At 43.3% G+C, this 17,359-nt stretch carries 16 protein-coding genes; 10 read left to right on the forward strand and 6 right to left on the reverse strand.

The features are described from left to right. Positions 1–150 precede the first annotated feature (150 nt). From putP to AMBT_RS12235, 7 genes are all read left to right on the forward strand, one after another. Entirely contained in the window at positions 151–1,659 is a 1,509-nt protein-coding gene (gene putP, locus AMBT_RS12205) for a sodium/proline symporter PutP (protein ID WP_013784934.1), read from the forward strand. 286 nt (positions 1,660–1,945) lie between these two features. Beyond that, positions 1,946–2,860 (forward strand): sulfate adenylyltransferase subunit CysD, encoded by a 915-nt coding sequence (cysD, locus tag AMBT_RS12210; protein ID WP_013784935.1) that lies wholly within the window; start codon positions 1,946–1,948, stop codon positions 2,858–2,860. After that, positions 2,860–3,456: an adenylyl-sulfate kinase gene (gene cysC / locus AMBT_RS12215; protein ID WP_013784936.1), complete on the forward strand. Its 597-nt coding sequence runs from the start codon at positions 2,860–2,862 to the stop codon at positions 3,454–3,456. The genes cysD and cysC overlap by 1 nt, the downstream gene beginning before the upstream one ends. After that, positions 3,456–4,256: a 3'(2'),5'-bisphosphate nucleotidase CysQ gene (cysQ, locus tag AMBT_RS12220; RefSeq protein WP_013784937.1), complete on the forward strand. Its 801-nt coding sequence runs from the start codon at positions 3,456–3,458 to the stop codon at positions 4,254–4,256. Before cysC ends, cysQ begins: the two co-directional genes overlap by 1 nt. Before the next feature lies 1 nt (position 4,257). After that, the gene (gene cysN, locus AMBT_RS12225) at positions 4,258–5,673 is read left to right on the forward strand and encodes a sulfate adenylyltransferase subunit CysN (RefSeq protein WP_013784938.1); all 1,416 of its coding nucleotides are present in this window, start codon (positions 4,258–4,260) and stop codon (positions 5,671–5,673) included. A gap of 19 nt (positions 5,674–5,692) precedes the next feature. After that, positions 5,693–7,423, forward strand: coding sequence for an SLC13 family permease (locus AMBT_RS12230; protein ID WP_013784939.1), 1,731 nt, complete (start codon positions 5,693–5,695; stop codon positions 7,421–7,423). A gap of 242 nt (positions 7,424–7,665) precedes the next feature. Beyond that, complete coding sequence (locus AMBT_RS12235; RefSeq protein WP_013784940.1) at positions 7,666–8,367, forward strand: YIP1 family protein; 702 nt, start codon at positions 7,666–7,668, stop codon at positions 8,365–8,367. A 57-nt stretch (positions 8,368–8,424) separates the two neighbouring features. Here the strand turns inward: AMBT_RS12235 and AMBT_RS12240 are convergent, their stop codons facing one another. After that, positions 8,425–9,330 (reverse strand): DUF3025 domain-containing protein, encoded by a 906-nt coding sequence (locus AMBT_RS12240; RefSeq protein WP_013784941.1) that lies wholly within the window; start codon positions 9,328–9,330, stop codon positions 8,425–8,427. Positions 9,331–9,399: 69 nt separating this feature from the next. Here AMBT_RS12240 and AMBT_RS12245 point away from each other — a divergent pair, with 69 nt between their 5' ends. Then, complete coding sequence (locus AMBT_RS12245; protein WP_013784942.1) at positions 9,400–11,082, forward strand: M28 family metallopeptidase; 1,683 nt, start codon at positions 9,400–9,402, stop codon at positions 11,080–11,082. 146 nt (positions 11,083–11,228) lie between these two features. Here AMBT_RS12245 and AMBT_RS12250 read toward each other — a convergent pair whose 3' ends face one another. Beyond that, the gene (locus tag AMBT_RS12250) at positions 11,229–12,011 is read right to left on the reverse strand and encodes an RMD1 family protein (protein WP_013784943.1); all 783 of its coding nucleotides are present in this window, start codon (positions 12,009–12,011) and stop codon (positions 11,229–11,231) included. Between the two features lie 391 nt (positions 12,012–12,402). Between AMBT_RS12250 and asnB the strand changes: the two genes are divergently transcribed. Continuing rightward, positions 12,403–14,076 (forward strand): asparagine synthase B, encoded by a 1,674-nt coding sequence (gene asnB, locus AMBT_RS12255; RefSeq protein ID WP_013784944.1) that lies wholly within the window; start codon positions 12,403–12,405, stop codon positions 14,074–14,076. A 117-nt stretch (positions 14,077–14,193) separates the two neighbouring features. On the opposite strand, the gene AMBT_RS12260 is transcribed toward asnB, so the two are convergent. Continuing rightward, positions 14,194–15,054 carry a type 2 periplasmic-binding domain-containing protein gene (locus AMBT_RS12260; RefSeq protein ID WP_013784945.1) on the reverse strand — a complete coding sequence of 287 codons (861 nt, stop codon included), beginning with the start codon at positions 15,052–15,054 and terminating at the stop codon, positions 14,194–14,196. A 31-nt stretch (positions 15,055–15,085) separates the two neighbouring features. Further along, complete coding sequence (gene queE / locus AMBT_RS12265) at positions 15,086–15,736, reverse strand: 7-carboxy-7-deazaguanine synthase QueE (protein WP_041452970.1); 651 nt, start codon at positions 15,734–15,736, stop codon at positions 15,086–15,088. A 117-nt stretch (positions 15,737–15,853) separates the two neighbouring features. Between queE and queC the strand changes: the two genes are divergently transcribed. Beyond that, positions 15,854–16,510, forward strand: coding sequence for a 7-cyano-7-deazaguanine synthase QueC (queC, locus tag AMBT_RS12270; RefSeq protein ID WP_013784947.1), 657 nt, complete (start codon positions 15,854–15,856; stop codon positions 16,508–16,510). A 16-nt stretch (positions 16,511–16,526) separates the two neighbouring features. Here queC and AMBT_RS12275 read toward each other — a convergent pair whose 3' ends face one another. Then, complete coding sequence (locus AMBT_RS12275; protein ID WP_013784948.1) at positions 16,527–16,934, reverse strand: hypothetical protein; 408 nt, start codon at positions 16,932–16,934, stop codon at positions 16,527–16,529. Then, entirely contained in the window at positions 16,931–17,347 is a 417-nt protein-coding gene (locus tag AMBT_RS12280) for a hypothetical protein (protein WP_013784949.1), read from the reverse strand. The genes AMBT_RS12275 and AMBT_RS12280 overlap by 4 nt, the downstream gene beginning before the upstream one ends. Between the last annotated feature and the right edge of the window lie 12 nt (positions 17,348–17,359).

The following is a 17,359-nucleotide window of genomic DNA, read 5'->3' on the forward strand; positions in this document are numbered from 1 at the left end:
AATCAACGTCCATTTCGGCCTTGATAGGTTTCTACATTTAGAAAACTTTATCGGGGTTTGCACGTATCCAACATATGCAAGGTTAATGACTTACGTAGAGAGTCTTTGCTATTGATGGTAGCATTGCATGAAAAAACATAGGGAATTTATATGGCTACGGGTACGATCATTTCATTGGGACTCTATTTTGCTGTCATGCTGGGTATCGGTCTTTTCGCTTACCGCCAAACAGATACTAATGTAGAAGGTTACATGTTAGGTGGCCGGCAACTCGGTCCAGCCGTCACTGCATTATCAGCCGGTGCATCAGATATGAGCGGGTGGATGCTCATGGGTCTTCCCGGAGCAATGTATGTTTCAGGCCTTTCCGCGGCGTGGATTGCCGTTGGCCTTGTACTAGGCGCATTAGCTAATTACATCTTGGTTGCACCTCGTCTAAGGGTTTATACCGAGGTTGCGAATAACTCTATTACTCTTCCTGATTATTTTGAAAACCGCTTTGCTGACAACTCTCGATTACTTCGTGTTATTGCCTCGGTTGTTATTGTTATTTTTTTTACCCTTTATACCTCTTCAGGGGTAGTCGCGGGTGGAAAGCTATTTGAGACCTCATTCGGTCTTTCCTACGAAACCGGTTTGTATGTTACCGCAGGCGTAGTAGTTGCTTACACACTGGTAGGTGGTTTTATGGCAGTCAGTATGACTGACTTCGTGCAAGGCTGTATTATGTTTATATCGCTAATACTCGTGCCTGCTGTGGTCATCACTGAATTAGGTGGTATAGGCGCTTCTATTGATGCACTTGATACTATTAACCCTGCCCTATTCAATGCTTTTATGGATGCATCTACCAATGAGGCTATCTCGGTAATCGGTATCATATCTTTGATGTCTTGGGGTGTTGGTTATTTCGGACAGCCACATATTATTGTGCGTTTTATGGCGATTCGCTCTGTAGAAGATATTCCAACGGCACGAAGAATTGGTATGAGTTGGATGATAGTTTCTATTATTGGCGCGCTAATGACCGGCTTGTTTGGCCTAGCCTATGTGACGGGCAATGGGAATAATATTGACCCTGAGACTGTCTTTATTTACTTATCTCAAATCCTCTTCCACCCACTAATTGGTGGCTTCTTGCTAGCAGCTATTCTCGCTGCCATCATGAGTACTATTTCATCTCAGCTATTAGTAACATCAAGTTCATTAACTAGCGATTTTTACCAGACTTTTGTTCGACGTGATGCATCTGATAAGGAATTGGTTATTGCCGGTCGCGTTAGCGTGGTGGCGGTCGCCCTTGTTGCAATCTTCTTAGCTTACGACAGAGACAGCAGTATTCTAGATTTAGTCAGTAATGCGTGGGCTGGCTTCGGAGCCGCTTTTGGACCACTGGTATTATTCAGCCTATTTAAACGCGAAATGACCCGTCGTGCTGCTCTCGGCGGCATGATTGTGGGTGCGGTTACCGTATTACTCTGGATTTACCTACCCGTGACTATTAACGGAGAATCGTTAGGTAGCTGGATGTACGAAATTGTTCCTGGGTTCATTCTATCTAGTCTGACCATTCTAATCTTAAGCAAATCAGGCTCGCCTCGTGAGGGTGTGCTTGAAACCTTCGATGTCTTTCAAAAGAAACTTGAATCGCATAAATAGTCGATAGACAGTTATTTAAAGCCCCGTTTTACGGGGCTTTTTTGTAGGTTTCACCCGTTAACAATTGCACTATTTTCTGACAATTAGAGTATGTAACACCGGCGACCTTTGACTGAAAATTCGGCGCTTATGCCAAAATTGTATGACAGTTTTATTTCTTGGAATAAGGCAGCTATTTTAAATAGCTAAATCGCATACTACATTAGTAAATAAATGTGTTATTGTTCTATGCATAAAAATAACTCGTATATAACTTAATCTTATATAACATAAATCGGACTCGAAAATGACTGCAAGTATCCCGTCTGTTACGCATCTGAAACAACTCGAAGCCGAGAGTATTCAAATTTTCCGTGAAGTTGCTGCGGAATTTGATAATCCGGTAATGCTTTATTCTGTTGGAAAAGACTCTTCGGTGTTGTTGCATTTAGCGCGCAAAGCTTTTGCCCCTGGTAAAATTCCATTTCCATTGCTTCACGTAGACACTACGTGGAAATTCCAGGAAATGATTGAGTTTCGTGACCAGCAAGCCAAGAAACATGGTTTCGATTTGCTAGTACACATTAATGAAGAAGGTGTTGAACAAGGCGTAGGCCCGTTCTCACATGGTTCAGCAAAGCACACTGATATCATGAAAACTGCTGCACTTAAGCAAGCATTAAACAAATATAAGTTTGATGCTGCCTTTGGTGGTGCACGTCGTGACGAAGAGAAATCTCGTGCGAAAGAGCGTGTTTACTCATTTCGTGATAGCAACCACCGTTGGGATCCTAAAAACCAACGTCCTGAGCTTTGGAACATCTACAACTCTCAAGTTAACCCAGGTGAAAGCATTCGTGTATTCCCTATGTCTAACTGGACTGAGCTTGATATCTGGCAGTACATTTACCTAGAAAACATCGACATTCCTCAGCTTTACTTATCGAAGCCTCGCCCTGTTGTAGAGCGTGATGGTGTATTGATTATGGTTGATGACGAACGTATGCCAATGAACGAAGGCGAAACGCCTGAAATGCGTTCAGTACGTTTCCGTACGCTAGGTTGCTACCCACTAACGGGTGCTGTTGAATCTACTGCGGCTACCTTGCCAGAAGTTATTCAAGAAATGCTACTGACTAAAACCTCTGAGCGTCAAGGCCGCGTGATCGATCACGATAGCTCTGGCTCTATGGAGAAGAAGAAAATGGAAGGGTATTTCTAATGGCCACCGACAACGTTGTTTGGCACAAGCATGAGGTGAATAAAACCACCCGCGCTGCAAAGCTGAATCAATCGCCTCGCGTGTTCTGGCTTACCGGCCTAAGTGGTTCTGGTAAGTCAACTCTGGCCAACTTGCTTGAGAAGAAGTTTCACGAGCAAGCTAAGCACACTTACCTATTAGATGGTGACAATGTGCGTCATGGCTTATGTGGCGACTTGGGCTTTAGCGATAAAGACCGTGTAGAAAACATTCGCAGAATCAGTGAAGTAGCAAAACTATTTGTCGATTCTGGCACGCTGGTATTAACAGCGTTCATCTCTCCTTTTAAAGCGGATCGCGACTATTGCCGTGGCCTTTTAGAAGACGGTGAGTTCGTTGAAGTGTTTATCGACACACCTATCGAAGTGTGTGAAAAGCGCGACCCGAAAGGGCTTTATAAAAAAGCGCGTAGCGGTGAGATTAAAGATTTCACTGGTATCGACTCTGCTTATGAAGCACCGGAAAAGCCTGAGATACATTTAACGTATCAAGATGAACCTGCAGAGCAAACTGCTGAACGCTTATATGCGTTACTGCAAGAAAAAGGACTTGTGTAATGGCCCAGGCTAATACAATGACTAATACACTGGCACAAACCATTCTTCGCATTGCTAAAGAAGCAGGCGATAAGATAATGGCGATTTACGATAAAGATTTCGCTATTTACGAAAAACAAGATACTAGCCCGCTAACCGAAGCTGACTTAGCGGCGCACAACGTAATTGTTGATGCCCTTGGAAAAGAATCTGACCTTCCTATTTTATCGGAAGAGTCGGCAGACATTTCATGGGATGAGCGCAAACAATGGCAGTCTTATTGGCTTGTTGATCCGCTTGACGGCACGAAAGAATTCATTAAAAAGAATGGTGAATTTACAGTGAACATCGCGTTAATTGAAGACGGCAAACCTACCATGGGTGTGGTGTACGCACCGGCACTTAACAAAAGCTATGTAGGTATTGTGGGTGAAGGCGCATGGACTGAAGTAGACGGCGAATTTACTGCTATTTCTGCACGCAAGCACGATGGTGCTGAAGTATGGAAAATAGTAGGTAGCCGCTCTCACCAAAGCCCCGAAATTCAAAATTTACTGTCTCAACTAGAGGGTGAAACTGAATTAGTGGCCATGGGTAGTTCATTAAAGTTATGCCTAGTGGCTGAAGGTGAAGCTCACCTTTATCCTCGCTTAGGCCCAACATCTGAGTGGGACACAGGCGCCGCCCATGCTGTAGCCCTAGCCGCAGGTGCCAATGTAACTGTGCTAGACCCGAACGATCCGTTAAATGACAACGCCGACGCTCTTACTTACAACCAAAAAGAGTCTGTGTTAAACCCCTTTTTCCTTGTGAGCGCATAACATGAACAACGAAAACAATTTATTAAAGCAAGACATACTGTCTTACCTTGAGCAACACGAACAAAAAGACATGCTACGTTTCCTTACATGCGGAAGTGTAGATGACGGTAAAAGTACCCTAATCGGTCGCCTACTTCATGACTCAAAAATGATTTATGAAGACCAACTTGCTGCCATTACTAAAGACAGCAAAAAGTCAGGTACTACTGGTGAGAAAGTCGATTTAGCCTTATTGGTTGATGGCCTTCAGTCAGAACGTGAGCAAGGTATTACGATTGACGTAGCGTACCGCTACTTCTCTACTGATAAGCGTAAGTTTATTATTGCTGATACTCCAGGACATGAGCAGTACACACGTAACATGGTAACTGGCGCATCTACATGCGACCTTGCCATCATACTTGTTGACGCCCGTGGCGGTGTAAAAGTACAGACTAAACGTCACTCATTCCTAGTATCTTTGTTAGGTATTAAGCACGTTATTGTTGCTATCAACAAAATGGACTTGATGGATTACTCTGAAGAAGTGTACAACCAGATTAAGCAAGACTATCTGAAGTTTTCAGAGCAATTGGATATTCCAGATATTCAATTCGTACCACTTTCTGCACTTGAAGGTGATAACGTAGTAAACGTGAGCGAACACACACCATGGTTCGATGGTATTCCGCTTATGCAGATGCTAGAGAACACAAAAATTGGTGAAGACGATAATCATGATGATTTCCGTTTCCCTGTTCAGTACGTGAACCGCCCTAACCTAGATTTTCGTGGGTTTGCCGGTACGGTGGTATCTGGTCAAATTGAACCAGGCGACGAAGTAACTGCTCTTCCTTCTGGAAAAACGTCGAAAGTAAAATCGATTGTGACTTTTGAAGGCGACCAAGAGCGTGCTTACGTACCTCAAGCGGTTACTCTTACGCTGGAAGATGAAATTGATATTTCACGTGGCGACATGATTGTTAAGTCAGGTAACTTGCCGCTACTTTCTACTCAATTTAAAACACATTTGGTATGGATGGACGAAGAGCCACTTATGCCAAACAAGCAGTTCTTGTTTAAGTTTGCGACCAAGTCAACAACAGGTGTTGTGTCTCATATCGATAACCAAATTGATGTGAACACCCTTGAAGAAAAAGACGCGATGCACCTTAACTTGAATGAAATTGGTGTGGTAGATGTGAAATTTACCCAAACCGTAGCGTGCGACCCGTACAAGCGTAATCGCCCTACTGGTTCTTTCATCGTTATTGATCGCATGACTAACAGTACTGTTGGTGCAGGTATGATCATTGATGAACTTGCTAAAGATGCACAACACGCTTCTCCAGACTTCTCAGAGTTTGAATTAGAGTTTAATGCACTAGTACGTAAGCACTTCCCTCATTGGAGCGCTGTGGACATTAGCAAGCTGTAAAAGCAGGACTGGAAAATATATGGATATTAACCAGTTTATCGTGCTGGCGATTTTCGCCAGCACGATTTTTGCGCTGATTTTTTCAAATCAGCGCCCGTCTACTGTTTTTTCAGGCGCCGTGTTATTACTATTGGTATCTCAGCAGTTGTCGCTTGACGACATTTTGCTGAACTTAACCAACAAAGGGTTAATAACCCTTGTCTTGCTACTGCTAGTCAGCAGTGCAATTGATAAAACTGCGTTAATAAAGCGTATTGGTAGAAAGCTAGTGAGTACGAGCTTTTCTAAATCATATTGGAAATTGTTTTCACTCACCTTCATTTCTTCAGCGCTATTAAACAATACGGCTATTGTGGCCAGCCTTATAGGCCCTATTAAGCAGAATCAATATCACCCTGCTTCGCGCTTACTTATTCCGCTTTCCTATGCCGCCATACTCGGTGGAACAGTCACCCTAATTGGTACCTCCACCAACTTAATTGTAGATAGTTTCTTGCAAGAGCATGGTCATCCTGGGTTTAACTTTTTTGACTTCACGCTATATGGGCTAGTAGCCGGTTTAAGCTGCGGCGTACTGATGTTTTTGCTTACACCATTACTACCTAATATTGCGAACAAGAATGACAACTACCAAGAGTACATGGTAGAAGCGAAAGTAAATTCGGGTTCAGAACTCATTGGCAAAACCGTTGAGCAAAACCACCTTCGTAACTTACCTGAATTATTTTTGGTTGAAGTGGTTCGTGACGGGAACCTTATTTCTCCCGTAGGCCCCGACCTAGTGATTGCTGAAAACGATAAACTTATCTTTACCGGCAATGTGCAAAAGCTTGATAACTTAAGCCACATAAAAGGGTTAACCACCTTTGCCGAAACCGATGGCATTTTGCGTGAAAGCTTAACCGAAGTGGTGGTAGCAAACCGCGCTCAAATTATTGGACAAACCATAAAAAACCTCGGTTTTAGGGCTTTGTTCGATTCAGCCGTAGTGGCTATTCGCCGTGATGGCGAGCAGCTATCAGGCAAGCTCGGTGAAATAAAACTTAAAGCAGGTGATTTCCTATTACTTGCCGCTGGCCCAGATTTCAATACGCGACAAAATTTAAGTAAGAACTTCTTTATATTGTCTGAGCAAAAAATCTCTCGCCCGCTTACCAACCGACAGGAATGGATAACCCTTGGCGGTTTCCTTACCGTTGTGACATTAGCCGCGGCAGATATTATTTCACTCGCAATCGGGCTGTTGTTTTTGGCGGCCGTATTGATTGGCTCAAAGGTAACGAACAACGGTGAGATGAAGCGTAATTTACCGCTGAACCTTATTATTGTTATTGTTGGAGCATTAAGCTTAGCCACCTCATTAGAGTCGTCGGGCGTTATTGCCATTTCTACTGCGCAATTGATTCCCTACTTAGCCGACACCAATTGGTTTATTGCGTTAATTGTAGTGTATTTTACTACCCTACTATTAACCGAATTTGTGACCAACAACGCAGCAGCGGCGCTCATGTTCCCCTTCGCATATGGGCTGGTTGAAATAATAGGCGCACCGCTTATGCCATTCGCCTTAGCGGTTGCCTTTGCGGCAAGTGCTAGCTTTATTTCGCCGTTTGGATATCAAACGAACTTATTGGTGTTTAATGCGGCTAATTATAAATTTAGCCACTTTATACGAATAGGGCTACCTATCTCGTTACTGTATAGCGCTATCGTGCTGTGTTTATTGAACTTAACGTATTTAAGTCAGTAACGATAAACCGCTATTACTAAGTAGTAGCTATCCAATAGATGACGTTATCAAAAGGCCAGTATGTAATACTGGCCTTTTTACGTTTTTGGCATTGCTGTAAGTACAGTTGAGTTTCTCAGCTAGGCTCTCGACACAAGTTTTTACTAAAAAGAGGTACAGTTCTTTAACCCGCTCCTGTACTTAGCCTTGGTATATCAGTAACCTAAACAAAACTAATATAATATTTTATCTCGGAGCAACGGATGCATTCGGTATCAAACCCCTTTCAAGCGTGTAATGATATATTTTTTCGGCCTAATGGCGTGTTTAAAGCCGTCGGTGAAAAAAACAACTGGAGTTGGTTCCCCTTTCTTATTGTTATGATGATCACGTTAGCGGCTCAATATCTATACGTTAACTTCGTTGATATCGAATGGTTTGCAAATATTAATATTGCAGCCCAAGATGCCATGAGCCCAGCAGAAGAAGACCAAATGCGCGCCTTTTTCACCAGAAACACCCTCATGCTTTCCCAATTAGTAGGCGCATTCTTTGCTCTTACTATCGTTAACGCTATTTTTGCTGTTTATTTGAATTTAACGACACGCAGTGATGACAGTCATGTTTTCGGCTTTACAGATTGGTATGGTTTTACCTGGTGGGTATCTATGCCTTACGTAGTAACAGGCCTTATCGCGGCGGCACTTATTATGTTTGCGGGCGATCATCAAATATCACCGGCAATACTTGCTCCACTGTCACTTTCTTACCTACTCGGTGTCGAAATGACATCACCATGGTTTGCATTTGCTCAAGCTATTCGTGTTGAGTTGTTTTGGACTATCTACCTCACTATGGTAGGCATTACCCAATGGACCTCATTCTCTACGAAAAAGGCGGCAATTATTGCTTCTGCGCCATACGTCGTGATTTACGGTATTTGGGGGGTGTTCGCGCTTATCTAGTATGCTATACCACTTGCAACGCGCTTCTTACACCTAAGCTTGGTGTAAGAAGTGAGTTCAAACCGTCGTTATGTCGAAAAGCGGTAGCTGAATAGAAGGTTTCGCTCCCGCCCTTATAGGCCTAAAGTACTCGCTATTGTTATAAAAAGCTTCATCTTGGTTTTCGTACCACCCTGGTATGCCAAGCAAAGGAATAGGTTTTAATAGCGGAGATTTGTTAAACGCATCAAGCTCAGTGATACGTTTTACCAATGATTTATCTACCTCTTGTCGCTGTTCCCATTTATTCATCTCGCTAAACCCTTTAGGCACACTCACTGCCAACCACTTCCCCGTAAGTCCGATAAAAGACGAGAGCATCATCTCAAGGTTTGCATGCCCGAAAATAAAGGGGGTTATGTGGGTTCCCCACTCGTGCCTATGGGTTAAAAAACTATCCTGCCATTGATGTTGGGCTAACGTATTTAGCAACATGTTTGATTTACTCGCGTCGCCTTCCTCAAGCGCCAGTACTACGCCGCATTCGTCAAAATGCGTAATGCGGTTTCGTCGCTCGGTTCTTGGGTGTGTGCCATGGTGCGCAATATCTTGCATGTGTAGCGTATTCAGTAACGCTTTTGTCGCGGGAAATTGGATCCAGATAAGGGCATTGAACAAATCATGCCAGCTATTTCCCCGCGTAGGTACGCAGTTGTCGCACGCGATAATTTCTTCATAGTAACGGCTGTCATTTTCTGTACTTTTGTCACAGCTGTTAGCCGTTCGCTTATCAAGCTCTCCTTGCGCAATAAACAAAGGGCCCTGCCATTGCGGTTGAAACGCTTCACGCAAAAGATTAAGCCTTGTAGCACTAGGAAAATCAGTGTCGTCTAACAACATGAATTCTTTCAACAGCGTATGTACTGGTAAAGACGCATTATCTTGAATATGGTGTTTACACCAAGGAGTAACAGGTATTGGCATACTTAATATTGGTTCGTCTTAAGGTTTTCTCTATACTGGGCGGTATTGTAGAGCAAACAGAGACTAACAATGAAAAAAATGTTTTTGCCTTTGCTGGTAACTGCCGTATCAGCGGTAAGTGCTTGCAGCCCCAATAGCGCGCCTGAAAACGACACGACGCAGCCTGAAACTCAAACTCAAACTCAAAAAAAGAATATCGCGACTAATTTCGACGCAGTTTACGCCAGCATTTCAGATGCAGATATTCGCGAACCATTAAAAATACTGTCATCTGATGAATTTGAAGGTCGTTTGCCCACCACTACCGGTGAAACAAAAACACTGGATTATCTCACCCGTGAGTTTGAAAAAGCGGGATTGTCACCGGGTAATGGCGACAGCTACCTTCAAGAAGTCGCGTTAATGGAAATTACCGCTAACCCTGAAATGACCATGACAATTGGTGATAATAGCTTTGCGTATAAAGAAGACATGGTTGCTTCATCTAAGCGTGAGCAAGAAACCGTTTCACTTGAAAACTCAGAACTTGTGTTTGTGGGCTACGGCGTTAACGCACCAGAATACGACTGGAACGATTATGAAGGCTTAGATGTTACTGGCAAAACCGTCGTGATATTGGTGAATGACCCAGGCTTCGAAAACCCTGAAAGTGGGAAGTTCCAAGGTACAACGATGACCTACTATGGTCGCTGGAGTTACAAATACGAAGAAGCTAGCCGCCAAGGTGCTGCCGGCGCACTCATTGTTCACGAAACGGCTCCAGCCTCTTATGGTTGGTCAGTAGTGGCGAATAGCTGGAGTGGTCCCCAGTATGGATTAGTATCAAAAGACCAAGGCGCTAGCCGTGTTGCCATTGAAGGCTGGCTAACCTTAAGTGCCGCAGAAAAAGTATTTGCTGATGCAGGTTTTAATTTTCAAGACGAAAAGAATCAAGCCAAGCTTGGGCCTTATCATAAAGCGATGGATATCAATGCTTCGGTAACCGTGCAAAATACATTTAAAAAATCACAAAGCCACAATGTTATTGCCACACTACCTGGCTCAGAGCTACCCAACGAGCATGTTATTTACACCGCGCACTGGGATCATCTAGGAAAAGATGAAACTAAAGAAGGCGACAATATCTACAATGGTGCCCACGATAACGCCACAGGAAGTGCTGCTATTTTGGCTATGGCAAAAGCCTACGCCAACTTAGATATTGCACCGAAGCGTTCTGTATCGTTTTTAGTAGTTACCGCTGAGGAACAAGGTTTATTAGGCAGCAAATACTACGCAGACAACGCCGTCATCCCACTGGAAGATACGGTTGCCAATATCAATATGGATGCCATGAACGTGTTAGGTAAAACTAAGAACGTCGCCGTGGTAGGCATGGGTAAGTCAGACTTAGAGGATTACCTTAAAACCGCTGCTGATAAGCAAGGCAGAACGCTTACTCAAGAAGATCGCCCTGAAGCTGGCTACTATTATCGCTCCGATCACTTCAGCTTCGCGAAAAAAGGTGTACCTGCATTGTATGCCGAAGGCGGAGATGAACCCGCAGACGAAGCAACCGCCAAATATCGTAAGCGTATGAATGTCATAGTAACGGGTTGCTACCATCAAGTGTGCGACCAATACCGTGACGATTGGGATTTGAGCGGCATTGTGGAGGATACCCAACTGTTGTTTGATGTAGGTTTTAACGTAGCTAACGCTGAACAATGGCCTTCGTGGAAAGAAACCAGTGAATTCCAACGCCAAGATTAACCCGTATTCTAAAATAAAAGTGTGAATTTACGTTGAAAGCCCTGTTAAGACAGGGCTTTTTGTTAGTACTAGATCAGGTGCTTTACGGCATATACTCTCGTCGTATGGCCCTTATATGGCCCTTATATGGCACTAAGCACAACCATTTACATAAACAACCCTTTGAGCTCTTCAGCGCCAAACGTCGCTATTTCAAACGCAATCAAGATTATAATTATCCATTCCAAAAACGATGAATGTTTATGATTTAGCTCTTCAGCTAACATCTCGAACAACTCATGAATAACATTCAGCTTGTTCGAAAGCACATCTACCCTGGGGCGGATATCTAAGTATCGCGCCGTGGCATTATAAGCATGTTCATATTCTGGATATTCCCAAAAGAACTCGGGTGTATCAAGCAACCCATAGTGCAAAAAGATGTCGCTCTTTGTGCTAAATAAATGCCCGCGGATTTTCGCCAATGCGGGTCGACGTAACGTTATCTTGCCTGTTTCGGCCAACGCTTTTGGCAAATACGCATAGCGCGTAATAGTATCTTGCGCTTTATGCTCGTATTCATTGAGCTTTATTGATTGCGCTAATCCGTGGCTGATTGATAACCGAAGTAATGGATCGTCAATCGAGAGCGTAATTAAGTCCCGTTGCAATCTAAGTACATCACTAGTAAATGCAAATTGCAGATGCTCTTGATGAATACCAGACAACAACTTAGGGCTAACCTGTAACCTATTTAGCAAGGCTACACGCTCCTCTTCTACGACACCCCAAAAAACCACCACACCATACTCAAAAAGCCAAGCTTCACCGCCTGTCACTTCAATGTGCATGGCATCACGATAGCGTGAACCCTGAACACTCGCGTCCATTTGAAGGCTATCTACATCAGGAATAACATATACCGAAACTCGGTCGTTTGAAAATTGCATACCCTTTACCAGGTGTTGAAAAAACCGGCAGATTATGCGCCCAAAGAACGCAAAGAGATACAAATATAAAAACTATAAAATCAAAGAGTTATAAAATAAATTTTGATATAAACACAGGAGGTGAAACTTGTATACTGCCTAGTATTTGTGCGACATCTTAGTTAATGACACTAACAGCAGCGATGCTTTCACTAAAGAACATCGTGTTTTGGAATAATAATTTCCATTTTCTCATCATATTGTACTTGCAATTTCCTGTCAGACTGGCACATTCAAGGCATGCGAAAGCGCGATTAAAAAAAACAACAATACCTTCGCCAACTCGTTCGCGAGTACCCGACAGAAAAAACCTCAATTATTTTTCAACAAGTGAACAGAGAGAATCCGTTTTATGTGTGGTATTTTCGGTATCCTTGATATCAAAACCGATGTGTCTGAACTCAGAACCCAAGCCCTCGAATTAACAAAATTATTGCGCCACCGTGGCCCTGACTGGTCGGGAATCTGGAATAATGACAATACCATTCTTTGTCACGAAAGATTGGCTATTGTTGATGTGGACACCGGCGCTCAGCCGCTTATCAGCCAAAATGGCAAACAAGTTTTAGCCGTCAATGGCGAAATTTATAATCACAAGCAACTTGCTGACGATTTAGCAGAACCTTATCCATTTAAAACTCGCTCAGATTGCGAAGTTATTCTTCCGCTTTTTCAACAAAAAGGTGTGAGTTTTGTTGATGAATTAGAAGGCATGTTCTCGTTTGTGCTTTATGACGAAGAACAAGATGCTTATCTAATTGCTCGTGACCATATGGGTATTATTCCTCTATACACAGGTTACGATGAGCATGGCAACTTCTACGTTGCTTCAGAAATGAAAGCGTTAGCGCCTATTTGTAAAACCATTAGCGAATTTCCTCCTGGGCATTATCTTTGGAGTAAAGACGGTCAGATCACGAAATACTACAAACGTGATTGGATGGAATACGATGCAGTAAAAGACAACACCACTAATCTTGACGATTTACGTGTAGCGTTTGAAAAATCAGTGAAATCTCACATGATGTCTGACGTACCTTATGCGGTATTGTTATCGGGTGGTCTTGACTCATCATTAGTCTCTGCGATTGCGGCAAAATATGTTGCTAAACGTGTTGAAGACGAAGATAAAACAGAAGCATGGTGGCCTCGCCTACATAGCTTCGCGGTAGGCCTTGAAGGTGCACCCGATTTGAAAGCTGCGAAGAAAGTGGCTGATATGATTGGTACGGTACACCACGAAATTCACTTCACCATACAAGAAGGCCTTGATGCCATTCGTGACGTGATTTTCCACCTAGAAACTTATGACACCACCACCATTCGTGCGGCAACGCCAATGTATTTAATGACCCGTAAGATTAAAGCCATGGGCATTAAAATGGTATTGTCTGGTGAAGGCGCCGATGAAATTTTTGGTGGGTACTTGTACTTCCACAAAGCACCAAATGCGAAAGAATTCCACGAAGAAACAGTACGTAAACTAGATCGTCTTCACTTGTTCGATTGTGCTCGTGCGAACAAGGCAACTTCAGCATGGGGTGTTGAAGCCCGTGTTCCATTCCTAGATAAAAACTTTATCGACGTGGCCATGCGCTTAAACCCACAAGATAAAATGTGTCTTGATGGTAAAATGGAAAAATGGATTTTACGTAAAGCGTTCGACAACGGCGATACTCTGCCTGCTGAAGTGCTATGGCGTCAAAAAGAACAGTTCGGTGATGGCGTAGGCTATTCTTGGATTGATTCTATCCGTGATTTCGTTGAGAACGAAGTATCTGACCAACAATTTGCTTCTGCTGAGTTCCGCTTCCCAGTGAACACACCAGATACCAAAGAAGGTTACTACTACCGTACTATCTTCGAAGGTTACTTCCCGCAAGAAAGCGCTGCCCGTTGTGTACCTAGTGGCAAATCTATTGCCTGTAGTACGGTTGAAGCGCTTGAGTGGGATGAAAGCTTTAAGAACAATGCCGATCCTTCAGGTCGTTCAATGAAAGACGTGCATTCAGGTGCCTCTGACTAATTCTAGTCACCTGAACTTTTAAATAAAAAACGCGGCTCTTGCCGCGTTTTTTTATGAGTTATATGTATGTTCTATAAGGGCTGTAGATAAAATCTAGAGCGAATTGTAAGCCCTACTTTACTGTTCAATTACGTACCAAAGCCGCTCGTCGGCTAACGGTGTTTCAGGCGGTAATAAGGGGTTATCAAGCGTATAGATTCGTCTGTTTTTGATGTCTAACTCTTCTAAAATTGCTTCATTCGAAGATTTAAATAACGCTTCAAAAGAGCCGTCCTCAATTGCACGATTCAATCCTGTTTCAATTAGGCGTGCTAACGTTGGGTTACTCTTATTAACGAAATAGTACATGGCAGTTGGGTAATAAAGTGCCATATCGGGCTCTAATTTAAGTGATGCCGATCGCCCTTCAAGTTCAGCTGATACCTCAATAACCGAGCGAGGAAAGAAATCCCCTTTGTTTTGAAGCAATAACGAATAGGCATCTTTGAAATTCGGCACTGTGGCAACATTAAAGCCATTAGCTTGTAGTATTTTAGTGTCTGGCCATTCTTCACCTTGTAATGGTGTGAAGTTCATTAATTCATTTTTTGATGAAACCCGTGCAAACTCCGCTTCCCTGTCTACATTGATAACAAATACCCGAAGACCAATGAGTCCTTTCGCAATGGGAATTCGAATAGGGAGAAGGTCTTTTTCACGTTGGCTGTCCGTCATGCTCCACACCACGTTCACTTCACGATTTTCACGCAGTTGTCGCAATGCCTTTGAAGACAAAAGAATGCGATCTGATGGTAATAACTCGTAATTTACACCCGTTTTATCAAGGGCCAGTTTAAGCAAAGCAATGGGGTATTCGGCGCGAGCGTCAGAGTCATCTAGCGGTTTAGGGTAGTTAATTGTCCACAATGCCGCGGCACTTTGTGTTGCTACAAGCAACGAACACAAAAGCAGTGCCGTTTTTACATACTTCAACGCCATTATCGAACTCCTTTGCTCACGCTTATGTAATTTATTCTATACCAATATATTTATGTGTTTGTAAGGATAGTCGCCAATTACGGGCTATGCAGGTTTGTACTGCAAGTTCGGTCGCCCTTGGTTGCTGACTTATCGGCTGTAAACAAACCTGCTTACCTGCTAACGAAGAGACATCGGCTAGCAGCGCATCTAACTCATCAATGTGTTTTTGCATGGCAATAGGGTGTTTTATTTCATTCGCGCGCTCAAGGGCACTCAGCAAAACTGGCATGCCCCCTTTCATATTAATTTTAGGTGATACCGTCACATAAGTTCTATCATCACACAACACTTCATAAGTACCGCTGGTTTCTATTTGAGTAGAAAAGCCATTGTTGTGTAGCAACGTGGTAAGTGGGCGCAAGTCATACATACAAGGCTCACCGCCGGTGATAACCACATGCTTTGCCACATAACCTTGTTCAGAAAATAGCGACAATAGCTTGTTTTCATCAATTTCAAAAAAGTGCTCAGACTCGTTGGTCTTATCAATAACTTGTTGTGCCGTGGTTACCAAGGCGTTATCCAGCGTCCAAGTATGTTTGGTATCGCACCATGGGCAACCCACAGGACATCCTTGTAAGCGAACAAAGATAGACGGGATACCAGTATGTGCCCCTTCCCCTTGGATGGTTTCGAACATTTCATTGATGTTCAGCGTGATTAATTTCGACAAAATGTCACCCTTTAACGATTGTATGTTTCGATTTTACCAAGGATCACATAAAATTCGGGCATAATTTCTCAAAACTTTAAAACTATGTCAGAAAACGTTGTTGTTATCTATTCAGGTGGAATGGACTCATTCACTGTTTTACACAAAGCCTTACGTGATGGTAAGACCGTTCACGCCCTTTCTTTTGATTATGGTCAGCGCCATAAGAAAGAATTAGATTATGCGGCAGCAGTGTGTAAATCGTTAAACGTGCCCCACAAAATTGTGGATATCAGTGCTATTAATAGCTTAATAGGTGGCTCATCGCTAACCTCTGATATCGATGTACCAGAAGGGCATTACGAAGAACCTAGCATGAAGCAAACGGTCGTGCCTAATCGTAATATGATTTTGCTGTCGTTAGCCGTGGGCTATGCCGTAAGTTTAGAAGCAAACGAAGTGTATTATGGCGCGCATTCGGGCGATCATGCTATTTACCCAGACTGCCGTCCTGAGTTTGTGGAAAAGATGAGTGATGTTTGTCGCATTGCCAACTACACCCCGGTAGAGATTGTGACGCCTTATATTAAAGACAGCAAAACAGCGATTTTAACCGACGGGTTGAAAATGGGCTTAGACTACGGCGAAACGTGGACGTGTTATAACGGAAGAGAGAAAGCTTGCGGCAAATGCGGGGCCTGTGAAGAGCGCTTAGAGGCGTTCAGAGAGAATCACTGCACTGACCCACTTAGCTACGAATAATCGATTTGGCGCCTACTCAGGCGCCTTTTAGCTTATTCACCGTTACGCGAAGTGAGTGGCTTATGGCCACTGAAATAAAAGCACTACACCCCAGTGCACCACCAATTCCATCTAGCAATGGCAGCAACACCATAAAAATGACGGCAAAACATAACGACGAAATAGTTAGCAAGTAATACGAAAAACGATGTGGTGCGCTCATACCTACAAAACTACCTCCGAAAAACACCGTGGCCCAAAATTCAGCCGCATCGGGTGAACGAGTTTCACTTATTAGTACGCTGTGAATAAGTAGCACTGAAAAGTAAAATACAATAGTGAGTAAACTGGACGCTCGAATTACATTAAACCTTGGCAGCTTGGCTAACCGGTAAGTGGTGAACGCGCCGGCAAGGGTAGTGATAACAACTAATAATTCCGTCAAAACAACGCCCTTAGAAAAATAAGGCTACTGACTGCGGTAAATGCAATAGCCCCTAGCCGACCACCAAAACCTTCGAAAATATTGCGCGTTAGGGTATAGACGCCAGCCCCTACCACAGAAATAAATAATAGCGCTTCCCACCCCGTGATAATTGCACTTGAACACATACCAGCGAAAGCGCCAGCATAAATAGCGGCTTGAGGGTGATTGCCATACTTTTTAGGCCAATGCCAAAAACTGCCTACTAAACCCGTAAAAGCAGCGGCCAACACTACTGGTACATCAAAATAATGATGCAGTGAAAAGCATAAATACGTTCCGAAAAAGAACGACACTAATTTAACTAAGAAGAAGATAAACCATTCCTTTTTGGTTGAAACGAAAAACGCCCTGTTTTCACAAGGCGTTTTCATACTTAATTTGCG

The organism is Alteromonas naphthalenivorans, assembly GCF_000213655.1.
Taxonomy (GTDB): domain Bacteria; phylum Pseudomonadota; class Gammaproteobacteria; order Enterobacterales; family Alteromonadaceae; genus Alteromonas; species Alteromonas naphthalenivorans.

What these genes read in the sequence shown, in the direction of transcription:
- putP (WP_013784934.1), top strand. Translation starts at nt 151, where the DNA reads ATGGCTACGGGTACGATCATTTCATTGGGACTCTATTTTGCTGTCATG.
- cysD (WP_013784935.1), top strand. Translation starts at nt 1,946, where the DNA reads ATGACTGCAAGTATCCCGTCTGTTACGCATCTGAAACAACTCGAAGCC.
- cysC (WP_013784936.1), top strand. Translation starts at nt 2,860, where the DNA reads ATGGCCACCGACAACGTTGTTTGGCACAAGCATGAGGTGAATAAAACC.
- cysQ (WP_013784937.1), top strand. Translation starts at nt 3,456, where the DNA reads ATGGCCCAGGCTAATACAATGACTAATACACTGGCACAAACCATTCTT.
- cysN (WP_013784938.1), top strand. Translation starts at nt 4,258, where the DNA reads ATGAACAACGAAAACAATTTATTAAAGCAAGACATACTGTCTTACCTT.
- AMBT_RS12230 (WP_013784939.1), top strand. Translation starts at nt 5,693, where the DNA reads ATGGATATTAACCAGTTTATCGTGCTGGCGATTTTCGCCAGCACGATT.
- AMBT_RS12235 (WP_013784940.1), top strand. Translation starts at nt 7,666, where the DNA reads ATGCATTCGGTATCAAACCCCTTTCAAGCGTGTAATGATATATTTTTT.
- AMBT_RS12240 (WP_013784941.1), bottom strand. Translation starts at nt 9,330, where the DNA reads ATGCCAATACCTGTTACTCCTTGGTGTAAACACCATATTCAAGATAAT.
- AMBT_RS12245 (WP_013784942.1), top strand. Translation starts at nt 9,400, where the DNA reads ATGAAAAAAATGTTTTTGCCTTTGCTGGTAACTGCCGTATCAGCGGTA.
- AMBT_RS12250 (WP_013784943.1), bottom strand. Translation starts at nt 12,011, where the DNA reads ATGCAATTTTCAAACGACCGAGTTTCGGTATATGTTATTCCTGATGTA.
- asnB (WP_013784944.1), top strand. Translation starts at nt 12,403, where the DNA reads ATGTGTGGTATTTTCGGTATCCTTGATATCAAAACCGATGTGTCTGAA.
- AMBT_RS12260 (WP_013784945.1), bottom strand. Translation starts at nt 15,054, where the DNA reads ATGGCGTTGAAGTATGTAAAAACGGCACTGCTTTTGTGTTCGTTGCTT.
- queE (WP_041452970.1), bottom strand. Translation starts at nt 15,736, where the DNA reads ATGTTCGAAACCATCCAAGGGGAAGGGGCACATACTGGTATCCCGTCT.
- queC (WP_013784947.1), top strand. Translation starts at nt 15,854, where the DNA reads ATGTCAGAAAACGTTGTTGTTATCTATTCAGGTGGAATGGACTCATTC.
- AMBT_RS12280 (WP_013784949.1), bottom strand. Translation starts at nt 17,347, where the DNA reads ATGAAAACGCCTTGTGAAAACAGGGCGTTTTTCGTTTCAACCAAAAAG.